Source organism: Roseibium marinum (genome assembly GCF_002906165.1).
In the GTDB taxonomy this organism is placed as follows: Bacteria; Pseudomonadota; Alphaproteobacteria; order Rhizobiales; family Stappiaceae; genus Roseibium; species Roseibium marinum.
Window position 1 is genome coordinate 908,015 of record NZ_PPCN01000001.1, and the last position, 12,968, is coordinate 920,982.

At 61.5% G+C, this 12,968-nt stretch carries 9 protein-coding genes; 2 read left to right on the forward strand and 7 right to left on the reverse strand.

Annotation, left to right across the window (positions count from 1 at the left end; translation table 11 throughout):
• Window positions 1-7: 7 nt before the first annotated feature.
• Window positions 8-1,231: an ABC transporter substrate-binding protein gene (locus CLV41_RS04280; RefSeq protein ID WP_103220986.1), complete on the reverse strand. Its 1,224-nt coding sequence runs from the start codon at window positions 1,229-1,231 to the stop codon at window positions 8-10.
• Window positions 1,232-1,364: 133 nt separating this feature from the next.
• Complete coding sequence (locus tag CLV41_RS04285; RefSeq protein ID WP_103220987.1) at window positions 1,365-1,820, reverse strand: Lrp/AsnC ligand binding domain-containing protein; 456 nt, start codon at window positions 1,818-1,820, stop codon at window positions 1,365-1,367.
• Between the two features lie 142 nt (window positions 1,821-1,962).
• Between CLV41_RS04285 and putA the strand changes: the two genes are divergently transcribed.
• Window positions 1,963-5,106 carry a bifunctional proline dehydrogenase/L-glutamate gamma-semialdehyde dehydrogenase PutA gene (putA, locus tag CLV41_RS04290; protein WP_103220988.1) on the forward strand — a complete coding sequence of 1,048 codons (3,144 nt, stop codon included), beginning with the start codon at window positions 1,963-1,965 and terminating at the stop codon, window positions 5,104-5,106.
• A 123-nt stretch (window positions 5,107-5,229) separates the two neighbouring features.
• Here putA and CLV41_RS27445 read toward each other — a convergent pair whose 3' ends face one another.
• From CLV41_RS27445 to CLV41_RS04310, 5 genes are all read right to left on the reverse strand, one after another.
• Entirely contained in the window at window positions 5,230-5,613 is a 384-nt protein-coding gene (locus tag CLV41_RS27445) for a hypothetical protein (protein ID WP_146048498.1), read from the reverse strand.
• A 434-nt stretch (window positions 5,614-6,047) separates the two neighbouring features.
• Window positions 6,048-8,528: an ATP-dependent helicase HrpB gene (gene hrpB / locus CLV41_RS04295; RefSeq protein ID WP_103220989.1), complete on the reverse strand. Its 2,481-nt coding sequence runs from the start codon at window positions 8,526-8,528 to the stop codon at window positions 6,048-6,050.
• 4 nt (window positions 8,529-8,532) lie between these two features.
• On the reverse strand, window positions 8,533-9,567 hold the full coding sequence (glk, locus tag CLV41_RS04300; RefSeq protein ID WP_103220990.1) for a glucokinase: 1,035 nt from the start codon (window positions 9,565-9,567) through the stop codon (window positions 8,533-8,535).
• Entirely contained in the window at window positions 9,564-9,995 is a 432-nt protein-coding gene (locus tag CLV41_RS04305; protein ID WP_103220991.1) for a methylglyoxal synthase, read from the reverse strand. The genes glk and CLV41_RS04305 overlap by 4 nt, the downstream gene beginning before the upstream one ends.
• A 476-nt stretch (window positions 9,996-10,471) precedes the next feature.
• The gene (locus CLV41_RS04310; protein ID WP_208987262.1) at window positions 10,472-11,323 is read right to left on the reverse strand and encodes a DUF1194 domain-containing protein; all 852 of its coding nucleotides are present in this window, start codon (window positions 11,321-11,323) and stop codon (window positions 10,472-10,474) included.
• 621 nt (window positions 11,324-11,944) lie between these two features.
• Between CLV41_RS04310 and CLV41_RS04315 the strand changes: the two genes are divergently transcribed.
• Complete coding sequence (locus CLV41_RS04315) at window positions 11,945-12,928, forward strand: sugar-binding transcriptional regulator (RefSeq protein WP_208987263.1); 984 nt, start codon at window positions 11,945-11,947, stop codon at window positions 12,926-12,928.
• Window positions 12,929-12,968: the final 40 nt, after the last annotated feature.

The following is a 12,968-nucleotide window of genomic DNA, read 5'->3' on the forward strand; positions in this document are numbered from 1 at the left end:
AGCTCACCTATCTGGCGCCGTAACGGGCGGTCCAGGCATTCTCCAGCGCGCTGACCCAACTGGGATGCGGCTCCGGCAGCACCGGCCCGAGATCCTGCGGCGAAAGCGCGGCCGGGCCGAGATCCTGTGTCTCGAACAGGGCTTTTTCGTTCGCCGGCAGACCCGCCACGTTCAGCACGGTCGGATCGCCCCAGATCTCCGGGTCGCGCTTGCGGGCCTGGGCCATCGGCGAAAGCAGGAAATCGGCGAAGACCTTCGCACCTTCCTGACTGGAACTGTTGAAAGGGATCGCGACGAAATGCGTATTGCCGATCGTGCCACCGTCCAGAACGAAGCTGCGCACGCTCGGCGGCAATTCCCCGTTGGCAATTGCGGCGGCTGCGTCTCCCGGATTGAAGGAGAAGGCGATGTCCAGTTCACCGTCCGCCAGAAGCCGGCGCAAATGCGCGGCGTCCTTGGGGAAGGCCTTTCCCTGGCGCCAGAGCACCGGGTTCAATGCGTCCAGATAGGCAAACAGCGGCGCGGTGGCGCCGTCGAAATCCGCTTCGCTGACCGGCTTCGACAGGAGATCCCGGTCCGCGATCGTTTCGACCAGAACCTGTTTCAGGAACGTCGTGCCATGGAAATTCGGCGGTTGCGGATAGGCAAAACGGCCGGGATTGTCTTTTGCGAATGCGAGCAGTTCTTCAAGCGTTGCCGGCGGTGTTTGCAGCCGGGCGCTGTCATGCATGAAGACCAGCTTGGCCATGCCCCAGGGACTTTCCCGGCCCTCCGTCGGCACGGTGAAGTCGATGACCACGGTCGGTTTGTTCTCTACATCGACATAGCGCCAGTTGGGCAGGGTTTGCGCCCAACCGGGCGCGGCCAGCAGGTCGTTCTCTTTCATGGAGGCGAAGTTCTCGCCGTTGATCCAGATGAGATCGACGGCACCGCCGGAAGTCTTGCCGACCGATTTTTCGGTCAGCACCTGCGACACCACGCTCGCCGTGTCGCTGACCTTCACATGGACGACGCGCACACCGAAATCCCGCTCGACCTCTCGGCCGGCCCAGGCAATGAAGGCATTGATGCGCGGCTCGCCGCCCCAGGCATGAAAATAGACGGTCTGGCCTTTGGCCTCTTGCAGCGTGGCCTGCCACTCGGGGGAAGGCTCGCCGTCCTGCGCAAAGGTCTGAAAAGGTGTCAGCAGTATCAAAAACAGGCCAAGTCCGGCAGCGAGCAGTCGAGACATTGTTTTTCCTCCTGAAGTGTTGTCAGTCCCTTGCGCGGGCGGCATGACACGGTCAAGACAATGCTTTGTGAACGCATGCGCTCCGGACGCCCGCGCGCTCATCCCGTCCGGTCTCGTATCACCTCTTCCGTATTCACACCGGCAGGATATGCGTGTCCTTGATCTCTTCCATGACCGCATAGGTATGGGTTTCCCGGACGCCGGGTAGCGCCAGCACCACATCCGACAGGAAAGCGCGGTAGGCCTCCATGTCTTTCACCCGGCTTTTCACCAGATAGTCGAAGCCACCCGCCACCATGTGGCACTCCAGAATATCTGGTGCGCGCTCGACGGCGTGTTTGAAGGAGTCGAAGATCTCCGGCGATGTCCGCTCCAGCCGGATTTCGACAAAGACAAGCAGGCCCCGCTCGACTTTCCTCGGATCGAGACTGGCGGAGAAGTGCTCGATATAGCCTTCCCGCACCAGCCGCTTCATCCGCTCCGCCGTGGCCGTCGCCGAAAGGTTCACCCGTTCGCAAAGGTCCGTGTTGGTGATACGTCCGTCCTGCTGCAGAACTCTCAGAATTTTCCGGTCAACGGGATCGAGCATGGTGGAAATCTCTATTCAGAATAAGTTTAATAGTTGATAGCCCGCCAATAGAAGAAACAACAGGGAAAATCCCCATGAGAAATCCGGTATTGTAGCGGAATGTGATGCCCAGGTCTTCCATGGTGCCGTTTTGGAGGTTTTCATGATTTCTGCCGCCGCTCCCGTGACGCCGATCGAAAATGCGGATCTGATGCCGTTCCGTGCCGCCTATGCCCCCGATGACAGGACGCTGATCGAGGCGCTGCTGCACGAAGCGGCGGGCGATCCCGTGGTGGAAAAACTGATCGACCAGCGCGCGCGCGGTTATATCCAGGACATGCGCTCCGTCCAGGTCGGACTCGGCGGTGTGGAAGATTTCATGCGCGAGTTCGGTCTGACGACGCGCGAGGGTCTGGCGATGATGGTTCTGGCGGAAGCGCTGCTGCGCGTGCCGGACGCCGTGACTGCAGACAAGCTGATCGAGGACAAGCTGGCAGCCGCCCGGTTCGACGATCCGTCCTCCGGCCACAAGTCCGATACCTGGCTGGTGTCGGCCTCCTCATGGGCACTGGGGATCACCTCCCGGCTTCTGCACCCGGGCGACACACCGCAGAGCGTTCTTTCCAGCCTGGTCAAGCGCATGGGAATGCCGACGGTGCGCCTGGCGACCCGCAAGGCGATGCACCTGCTCGGACACCAGTTCGTGCTTGGCGAAACCATCCAGAAGGCGCTGGATCGCGCCAGGACACAGGAAGCCAAGGGGTATCGCTATTCCTACGACATGCTCGGCGAGGGCGCGCGCACGGCCGCAGATGCAGAGCGTTATTTCCAGTCCTATGCAAAAGCCATCGAGGCAATCGGCAAGGCCGCGGGCGACAAGCCACTGCCGGACCGGCCGGGCATTTCGGTCAAGCTGTCGGCCCTTCACCCGCGCTACCAGGCGGTTCAGGGGGAACGGGTGCGCGACGAACTGCTGCCGAAGCTGCGCGAGCTGGCGCGGATGGCCCGGGACCGCGATCTCAATTTCACGATCGATGCCGAAGAAGCCGACCGTCTGGAAATCTCTCTCGACGTGATCGCAGCCCTGCTTGACGATCCAGTCACGAAAGACTGGGAGGGCTTCGGTCTGGCGGTGCAGGCTTACCAGAAACGCAGCCCGGAAGTTATCGACTGGCTGGTGGATGCCGCCCGCAAGACAGGCCGCAGAATGATGGTGCGCCTGGTAAAGGGCGCCTACTGGGATACGGAAATCAAGCACGCCCAGGAAAACGGCGCCGACGGATATCCGGTCTTCTCCCGCAAGGCGGCGACCGACCTTGCCTATCTGTGCTGTGCGAAGCGCATGCTGGCGGCCCGGGACGTGCTTTATCCGCAATTCGCGACGCATAACGCCCTGACCGTCGCCCAGATCATCGAGCTTTCGGGAAATTCCGCGCAAGGCTATGAATTCCAGCGCCTGCATGGCATGGGCGAAAGCCTCTACAAGTCGGTCTGCGAGCGCGACGGGTTCCCGTGCCGCATCTATGCTCCGGTCGGTGGACACAAGGACCTGCTGGCCTATCTCGTCCGCCGCCTGCTGGAAAACGGCGCCAACTCCTCTTTCGTCACCATCGTGGGCGACGCCTCGGTTCCTGTCCGGGATCTGCTGAAACGTCCTGCCAAAATTCTCGAAAACGGCGATCATGCGATCAACCGGTCGATACCGCTGCCCGGAGATCTTTACGGAGAGAGCCGCCGCAATTCGAAGGGCCTTGAGTTCGGCTGTTCTGCGGAACGCAATGCGCTGGTGACGGGCATGGCCGCGTTCACCGCGCCGTTTACCGAGGCCGGTCCGCTCGGTGCGGGTCTGTCCGCATCGGGCGACGCCCATCCGGTCTTTGCGCCGATGGACGGCAGTACGAAGGTTGGCACGGTTCGCTTCGCGGATGTGGAGACCGCACGCAAGGCCGTCGACGTCGCGCTGAAAGGCTTTGAGACCTGGTCGCGCCGGCCGGTCAACGAGCGCGCCGCCGCGCTGGACAGGCTCGGCGACCTTCTGGAGGAAAACCGCGATCGGCTGATGGCAATCCTGGCGATGGAGGGCGGCAAATGCCTGACCGATGGCATTGCGGAGATCCGTGAAGCGGTCGATTTCTGCCGCTATTACGCCGGCGAAGCCCGCAAGCTTTTCGGGGAAGGGCATCTGATGCCCGGGCCGACCGGCGAGGAAAACCGCCACCGCCATCGCGGGCGCGGTGTGTTCGTCTGCATTTCGCCGTGGAATTTCCCGCTGGCGATCTTTCTGGGCCAGGTCAGCGCTGCGCTTGTCGCCGGCAATGCCGTCGTGGCCAAACCCGCCGAGCAGACGCCGCTGATTGCCTTCGAGACCGCAAAACTGATGCATATGGCCGGCATTCCCGAAGATGCCTTCCTGCTGGTTCCCGGTGAAGGCGATATCGGCGCCGCGCTGACCTCTCATCCCGCCGTGGCCGGCGTCGCCTTTACCGGATCGACGGAAACCGCCTGGGCGATCAACCGGACGCTTGCCGCCAAGAACGGCCCGATTGTCCCGCTGATCGCCGAAACCGGCGGCATCAACGCCATGCTCGTCGATGCGACCGCCCTGCCGGAACAGGTCTGCGACGATGTCATGATGTCTGCCTTCCGCTCCGCCGGGCAGCGCTGCTCGGCCCTGCGGCTTCTCTATGTTCAGGAAGACGTTGCCGACCCTCTGCTGCGGATGCTGGAAGGCGCCGCGAAGGAGCTGAAACTGGATGACCCGCGCCTGCCGTCCACCGATATCGGTCCGGTCATCGATGAGGAGGCCCGCGATGCCATTGTTGCCCATATCGATGACATGCGGGAAAGCCAGACCCTGCGCTATGCCGGTGAGACGCCATCAAGACCGCTCGCCAACGGGTCCTGGGTGGCTCCGCATATCATCGAGCTGGATACGTCCAGCGCCCTGACGCGCGAGGTCTTCGGGCCCGTCCTGCATGTCGTGCGCTACAAGGCGAAGGACATCGACAAGGTGCTCGATCAGATCGCCGCCACCGGTTACGGCCTGACGCTCGGCGTCCACAGCCGCATCGACGCGACGGTCAAAAAGGTCGTCGACCGGCTGTCCGTCGGCAATGTCTATGTCAACCGCAACACCATCGGCGCAGTCGTCGGCACCCAGCCCTTCGGCGGCTCCGGCCTCTCCGGCACCGGCCCGAAGGCCGGCGGCCCGGCCTACCTGACCCGGTTCGCCCTGGAACAGGTCGTCTCGATCAACACGGCCGCCGCGGGCGGCAACGCCAGCCTGGTGGCGGCGTCCGACGATTGAGGGATGATGTTTGTAGGGGTGCTGTAGCCTGATGATTGATCAGGCATTTGCCGCGCAATTGGTTTTATCCCCTTCTCCCTTGTGGGCAAAGGTTAGGGATGGGGGTAAACCGCGAAGCGGTCACTAGGGCGACGTCACCGTTAAGCCAAGCATGGTTTGAATTTTGTCTTGGTAGGCTATTACTGCAGTAATTAAGGCTATTGCGGTCATTACAACGGTAAAAATATACCCTTTTGACGGAGGGTGGCTAACTTTTTCTTCGAGTTTTGGCAGTCTTTCGCGAACGTTCTTAAGATCAGGCCGAATTTCTCCAATGTTAGTCTTAATATTTTCTGTGTGAGCCTCTAGAGAGGCTACACGTGCGACAAGATCACTCATACCACCGTCTCCACCGTCTCCGGACCTAAGTGGTCCAACATCACTAAATGAACGCTCACCGAGGCGGTCCATTAATTCATGTGTTACATTGGGTTCGTAAGCGTCCGGGTCAATATTTGAATCCGTCATGTAACTTCGCCCCTGTTTTTTAGGGCACTGGACATCAACGAAGTCATCAGTCCGCGTAGTGCGTTTACACTTTCGATTGAACTTCTTCGCGATGCGTCCATTCTCTCATTGGCTCGTTCTAGCTCGCCGTTGCTGTATGCAGTTAGCGCATCTTGCAAAGCGTCTTGAGAGGTAACCATATGATTTATTGAGAAAAAAAGGTTGTCGATATCTTTTCTCGTAAGCTGAATCGAAACGTATTCGTCAGCCGGAATTTCAACCCACTGATCAACTGTGGCTTTCGGAATCGAATGCAAGATGGCAATGGTGGTCGTTGGTTTTCCATATGGGAAATACAACAGCAAAATACCTAGATGTGCGAATCTTTTTCTCTTCTTTTTTGTCTCTCGAGACTATTTTCGCTTTTGGATCAAGCGGTGTGTTGAGAATTCTTTTTAGGATCTGACGTTGCCTCGTGGCTTCACCCGCCGCGTTGCCTCTGCAACTGTCGGGTCGTCCGGCCAGAGGTGTCTTGGATAGCGTCCCTTCATGTCCGCCTTCACGTCCGACCAGGACCCCGCCCAGAAACCCGGCAGGTCCCGGGTGATCTGGATCGGGCGCTGGGCGGGGGAGAGCAGTTCCAGGATAAGCGGCAGCCGTCCTCCGCAGACGCTGGGGTGGTCCTTGAGGCCGAAGAGTTCCTGCACGCGGATCGAAAGCGTCGGACCGGCCGCCGCGCCATAATCTATCGGCACCCGGCTTCCTGTCGGCGCTGTGAAGTGGGAAGGGGCGAGCGCATCGAGCTGTGCGGTGGCGTCATAGGGCAGCAGGGCCGACAAGGCTGTCCCGAGCAGGCCGGCGTCTATCGCAGAGACGCTGGTGCAGCCTGCCAGAAAGGGCTCAAGCCAGGTTTCCAGGCTTTCAGTCAGCGCACCGTCCGAAAGATCCGGCAGATCGGCCGCGCCGTTGTGGCGGGTGTAGGCAACGCGCCTGCGCAGTCGCTCCTGGTCCTTGTTCCACGGAAGTCTAGCGACGCCACGGCGGCGAATTTCTGCGGTGAGCGCTCTTGCAATTGCCTCGGGGTCGGAAGCCTTGACCGGCACGGCCTGAAGCTCGACGGCTTTGTAGCGCCGCACGCGCCGCGCCTTGAGGGCTCCGTCGCCGGTCAACTGCACCTCTTCCTCTTCGGCGATGTCCGGGGCGAAAAGCTCTTCAATCTCGGCCCTGGTGATCGGGGCGCAAAGCTGGATGCGGCCGCTGGCCGCCTTGCCCTGGATGTCGGCCACGGTCAGGAAGGGCTCCGCCGCAAGTCCGTGCGAAGGCTCAAGCTCGGCCCCCCGGCCGTTGGCGAGGCGGAAACGGCCGGTCTGGCCGCGGGCTTGCGCGATACGATCTGGATAGGCGAGCGCCAGAAGCATGCCGGCGCTTTCGATATCGACTTCGCGACCGGAGTCCCGGGCCTGTTTCAGCCAGCGTTCGGCAAGGGTGCGGCCATCCTTCGCCCGTTGGCTCTTGTCATGGCGAAGCGCCTGCAGACGGACGCGGATGTCTGGATCGCGTCCGCCGAGGCCGGGTTCGGAGAGAAGCAGAGCGATCAGCGCGGCCGTGTGACCGAGGTTCTGTTTCACGCCTTCCAGCACCATATGCGCGAGCCTCGGGTGCAGCGGAAGATCCGCGAGCGCTTTGCCCTGTTCCGTCAATCGTCCCGTGGCATCGAGCGCGTGCAGATCCTGCAGCAGCGCTCTGGCTTCCGCCCAGGCGGCGCGCGGCGGTGGATCGGCGAAGCAAAGACTGTCCGGATCGCAGGTGCCCCAGGCTGCTAGATCCAGAACGAGGCCGGTGAGATCGGCCTCCAGGATTTCCGGTGTTTCCGACTGCGGCAGGGCGACAGTCTGGGCTTCGTCCCACAGCCGGTAGCAAACACCGGCTTCCGTCCGGCCCGCGCGGCCTCGCCGCTGGTCGGCGGAGGCGCGCGACACGCGCACGGTTTCCAGCCGGGTCAGGCCGGTTTGCGGCTCGTATCTCGGCACCCGCGCCAGCCCGCTGTCGATAACCACCCTGACACCTTCGATGGTCAACGAGGTCTGCGCGATGGCGCTGGCAAGAACGATCTTGCGTGTACCCGGCCGGGCGGGCCGGATCGCCTCATCCTGCGCCCTGGCGTCGAGACCGCCGTAAAGGGGCGCGATGACGCAGTTGCCGGGAACCTTTCCGGCGAGCAGATCGGCGGTGCGCCGGATCTCGCCCTGACCCGGCAGGAAAACCAGAAGGGAACCGCCGTCCGCGGCGATGGACTGCTGAATTGCGCGGGCGACCTGCGGTTCGATGCGCGTATTCGGCGTGCGGCCGAGATAGCGGGTCTCGACGGGGAAACTCCGCCCCTTGCTCTCTATCACCGGCGCGTCGCCCAGGAGGGTCGAAATCGCCGCGGCGTCCAGTGTTGCCGACATCGGCAGAAGGCGGAGGTCTTCGCGCAGGGCCGATTGCACGTCGAGCGCAAGGGCCAGACCGAGATCGCCGTCGAGCGAGCGCTCGTGGAATTCGTCGAACAGGACGGCGGCGACACCGGTCAGTTCCGGATCGTCCAGAATGAGCCGGGTGAACACGCCTTCGGTGATGACCTCTATCCGGGTCCGGGCGCTGACTTTGCTTTCCATGCGCACCCGGTAACCGACGGTTTCGCCCGCACGCTCGCCCAGTTCCCCGGCCATGCGCCGGGCGGCGGCCCGGGCGGCGAGGCGTCTTGGTTCCAGCACCAGGATTTTCCCGTCCTGCCGCCACGGCGCGCCCAGCAGCGCGAGCGGAACACGCGTCGTCTTGCCGGCGCCGGGCTCGGCCACCAGAACCGCGTTGGGGCGGCGGTCCAGCGTGTCGAGAAGGTCCTGAAGGACACCGTCAATCGGCAGAGGGGCGGCGAAGGCGGGAACGCTCACCATCGCATCAGGTCTGCGAAGCAGCGCTTCTCCAATGCCGGCCCTGCATGTCGACGGCAAAGGCATCCGGCATCTTGGCGAAGGCCACCAGGCCTTCCAGCGCCGGGTTCGGGTGGCGAACGATGAAGGTCGGGATCTTGGCCATCAGCGCCTCGTGCGGCGCTTTCGCCTCGAAGGCGGCCCGGAACCCGCCGTCGGTCAGGAACCGGGTGATCCTGGGTGTTATGCCGCCGGTCAGATAAACCCCGCCCCGGGCGAGGACGGTGAGCGCCAGATCCCCGGCGACCCGGCCGAGGCAACGCACGAACACTTCCAGGGTCTTGACCGCGACGGGATCGTTGTCCTGCGCGGCGGCGGTGATGCTGGACGGCGTTTCGAAGGTGCGCTCGGTGCGCATGTGGCGGGCCACCGCCCGCGCAAGGCGCGGCAGACCGGTCCCGCTCAGAAGCTGCTCGGCGCCAATACGGCCACCGACCCTTTCGATATGCGGCCAGATCTCGAAATCTTCGGGTGTGACCGGACCGAGTTCGACATGCCCGCCTTCTCCGGGAACGGGAACCCAGGTGTCGGAAGCATGGATCATCGCGGCTGCGCCGAGGCCCGTTCCCGGGCCGAGCACGAATTTCGCGGTGGCTTCGCGGATGGCGCCCGGTCCGATCTGCTCGACGTCGTTGCCGCTGTAGGCCGGAAGCGCAAGCGCCTGAGCTTCAAAATCATTCAGCACAACGACCTGCTGCAGGCCGAGATCGGCGATCATCTTCAATGGTTCGATCACCCAGGCCGCATTGGTCAGCGGAATGACATCGCCGGTCACCGGACCGGCCACGGCGATTATGGCGGTTCTGGGTGTAAAATTCGTCCCCGGCAAAACCGCGTTGCGGATGGCCGATGAAATGTCGGGATGGCCGGCGGTCGCCGTCTTTCCACACATGCGGGTCGGCGCGTCCGGGCCGTCCACCAGGGCAAACCGGGCGTTGGTGCCGCCGATATCGGCCACCAGAACAGGATAGGCGAAGGAGTTTGAAATTGCCGGAAAACTCATGATGCGAAGGTACCCACTTCCGGGGTCTGGGAACTTGTCTTGAGGCCGGTGAGGCGGGCCGAGCGCAGAAGGATGTCCGCCGTCGAAGGATTGAGCGCCATCGGCAGGTCATAGACCAGCGCCAGGCGCATCAGGGCTTTCACATCGACATCGTGCGGCATCGGCGAAAGCGGATCGACAAAAAACAGCAGCCCCTGCAGCTTGCCGTCGGCGATCATGGCGCCGATCTGCTGGTCGCCGCCGAGCGGGCCGCTTTTCAGCCGGGTGATCTCCAGGCCGGGGAAGGCCTCCTGTATGCGTCCGCCGGTCGTCCCGGTTCCAACCAGGTTGAAATCCTCCAGTTTGTCCAGATGCCGCCGGGCAAATTCAACCATGGCATCCTTTTTGGCGTCATGCGCGATGAGCGCGAGCGTAGGCTTGGAGGGCATCGAGGATCCTCTTTTTGCGAAGGCAACAACGGCCGGATGTGTTTAGCCGTTCAAAGCGCTTTAGGCAAAGGAAGATGGCCGAATATACGTAAAATGCCGGGGGCAAGAGGCTGCGACGGCGAAAAGCGCTACCGGAGCGTCCGGAGCGGCAACGGAAAAATGCCGCGCTCCGGCAGGGAACGCGGCAGGGAAATTATACCAAAGAGCATTGATTATGACCCATCTGATGGGTCATTCCCGGTCGCCGGTGAGGCGCGTTGCGCATCACGGCCTGGTTGGCCGACAAGTAACGCAACGAAGTCCGGCGGGTGGGAATGGCCCGCCGGAGGCCAGTTTTAGAGGGCTTTCGGACGGTGTCGCACGTCTTGTCCGATACCCCGCATCGCGCTGCGACGGGCTCCTGGCCTAAAATCCTCTAAAACCGGTCAGATGAGTCATAATCAACGCTCTTTGGTATCAAGGAGAAGACGCGGCTCTCAATCGAACAGGTTGCAGCGGATCGGTTCGCGGCCGGCAACCTTGTGCAGATAAGGCTCGGGCTGTGGCAGCGTCAGTCCGGCGATTTCCATCACCAGCTTCATGCGGATCGCGTCGGCAAAGCCTTCCTGCGACCGTACCGGGATGGCGAAGGAACCCGGACCGCCGATCACGCAGTCCTCGTAATAATGGTCGAGATTGAGCATGGCCTGCCAGGTGTTCTTGTTGGATTTCATCATCAGTGGCAGGCCGTTGATGGTCACGCCTGACGCAACCATGCGGTCGCGCATTTCCGTGACAGACCCGCCCTGGTTGTTTGGCCCGTCTCCGGAAATGTCGATGACCTGGCGAAGGCCCATATACTGATTGTTCTGCACCAGATGAACGGATTTCTCCAGTGCCGAGGCAATCGAGGTGCGCTGGACCTGCCGCAAGGGGGCCTCCGCGATCTTGGAAGCGAAATGGGAGGCCGAGCCGGCATCCCGGATGACGGTCCATTCGGCGACGATGAAATGTTCATCGACGCCGCCCCATTCCATGTAGGTGACCGCTACCCGCCCGATCGGACCGACCTGAATGGCATCTAGGAATTCCTGGGAGGTCAGGGCAGCCACATAGCCGGCACGCTGGACTTCCTGTTCTTCTGTATCCATGGACTGAGAGATGTCGACGGCCAGGACGAGTTCGACGTCCACTTCGCTGGCCGGATCATACGCATATTGCGATGAGGCAATCAGAGCCGGACGGTAATCCCGCGCGACTGAAGGTGCGGTGAGTAGAAAGACCGCACAGAAAAGAGACAGTAATTTCGTAAACGCGAGTGCACACAGTTTTGATAAGTCGAGACGCATTGTTTTTCTCCTTAACGACAGCCTTGCGGCTGGGTTGTTACGTCTCCCCAAATTATTTTGTTATTGTATTTCTTTGCTTTTCGTTCCTTGTGATTCCTACGTAGGCATTGTGAATGCCTTGGTTGAGCATGATGATTTACTTAGCAAGCTACATGCCAAACGTAGCCGAATAGAATTTATCTGGCAAAATCAAATGCGCACGGAGTGCATGTTATTCACAGATAGGAATAAAATACCGGATTGCTAGGCAGGAAATGCCGCGTTCCGCCGTTTTTCGCCGTCTGCCCGGCAAAAATTGCCGAATCCGCTTATCTGGTATGCGGGCAAGAAATTTGCCTAGAAAAGCATCATGCGTCTGGAAATTCGGCATTTTTTAAGGTTGACGCCAGCGTTGCGGCTGGTCATGATCTGAAGAAATTATCACTTGGTGAAGAATTTTTCAGGCGACTCTTTCGCAGAATCGCCTGGCAGGAACAAAAAAGCTTCAAAACGGAGCAAGGCTCAGGCGGCAGTGACCGGCATTGTTTCCGGTGGACACGGCTGGTTACAGGTGCCGGTTTCACGGGTCGGTTTCATGGGCCGGTTTCAGGGGCCAATTTCAAGGGAAGGTGTCGAGGCGGAATGCAGGTTCGCGACGACGACTGGACAACTCATATGGCTATCCGGGCGGCCTGGCTTTCCTTTGTGGGCGGCCGGACGCAGGGAGAGATCGCCTCTCAGCTCGGGGTGTCGCCGGCAAAGGTTCACCGCCTGATCGCCCATGCCCAGAAGGCCGGATATGTGAAATTCCAGGTCGATGGCCGGCCGATGGAATGCCTGAAGCTGGAAAATGAACTCACCGATCGGTTTCATCTGACGAATTGCATCATCGCGCCGGATCTCGGCGGCGGCGACGATGACAGCGCCGTGCGGGCGGTTGCCGCCTCCGGGGCGCAGTTCCTGGCGGCTCTCCTGAGCGGATCGAACCTCACCCGTCTTGGCGTCGGCATGGGGCGTACGCTCACGGCCACGGTCGAGGCGCTGCCCAAGATTACCCGCCCGGATCTGGAAATCATGTCGATCTGCGGTTCTCTGACCCGCACGCTTGCCGCCAACCCCTACGATATCATTCAGAAGATGCAGGAACGCACCGGCGGGGTCGGTTATTATCTGCCCGTGCCCTATTTCGCCGAAAACCGGGACGAGAAGGCGATGTTCCTGACCCAGCGCAGCGTGCAGGACCTCATGGCGCGCGCCGGCGGATCCGACGCCTTTCTGGTCGGTATCGGTTCGGTGGAAAATGAAGGCCACCTCGTGCGGCGTGGCATGATTTCGAAACAGGAACAGGAAGAATTGCTGTCAGTCGGCGCTGTCTGTGATTTGATGGGCCGGTTCTTGACGCTTGACGGAAAACTGGCGCCCGATACGCTCGGCGATTGTGCCGTCGGGCTGCACTTCGATGAAGTGCGCGGCAGCCGCGTGATTGCGCTGGTGGGCGGGGAAAGCAAGGTGGACGCCACGCTTGCAGCCCTGCGCACCGGTGTCATTACCGACCTCGTGACCGACGAGACCCTTGCGAGGGCTCTGAGCACACGGGCCGGATTGCAACTGGCACAGTCCGCATGACGCGGCTGGGCCACGAGGGGAAACGGGCCGGCCAAAGGCG

What these genes read in the sequence shown, in the direction of transcription:
- CLV41_RS04280 (WP_103220986.1), bottom strand. Translation starts at nt 1,231, where the DNA reads ATGTCTCGACTGCTCGCTGCCGGACTTGGCCTGTTTTTGATACTGCTG.
- CLV41_RS04285 (WP_103220987.1), bottom strand. Translation starts at nt 1,820, where the DNA reads ATGCTCGATCCCGTTGACCGGAAAATTCTGAGAGTTCTGCAGCAGGAC.
- putA (WP_103220988.1), top strand. Translation starts at nt 1,963, where the DNA reads ATGATTTCTGCCGCCGCTCCCGTGACGCCGATCGAAAATGCGGATCTG.
- CLV41_RS27445 (WP_146048498.1), bottom strand. Translation starts at nt 5,613, where the DNA reads ATGACGGATTCAAATATTGACCCGGACGCTTACGAACCCAATGTAACA.
- hrpB (WP_103220989.1), bottom strand. Translation starts at nt 8,528, where the DNA reads ATGGTGAGCGTTCCCGCCTTCGCCGCCCCTCTGCCGATTGACGGTGTC.
- glk (WP_103220990.1), bottom strand. Translation starts at nt 9,567, where the DNA reads ATGAGTTTTCCGGCAATTTCAAACTCCTTCGCCTATCCTGTTCTGGTG.
- CLV41_RS04305 (WP_103220991.1), bottom strand. Translation starts at nt 9,995, where the DNA reads ATGCCCTCCAAGCCTACGCTCGCGCTCATCGCGCATGACGCCAAAAAG.
- CLV41_RS04310 (WP_208987262.1), bottom strand. Translation starts at nt 11,323, where the DNA reads ATGCGTCTCGACTTATCAAAACTGTGTGCACTCGCGTTTACGAAATTA.
- CLV41_RS04315 (WP_208987263.1), top strand. Translation starts at nt 11,945, where the DNA reads ATGCAGGTTCGCGACGACGACTGGACAACTCATATGGCTATCCGGGCG.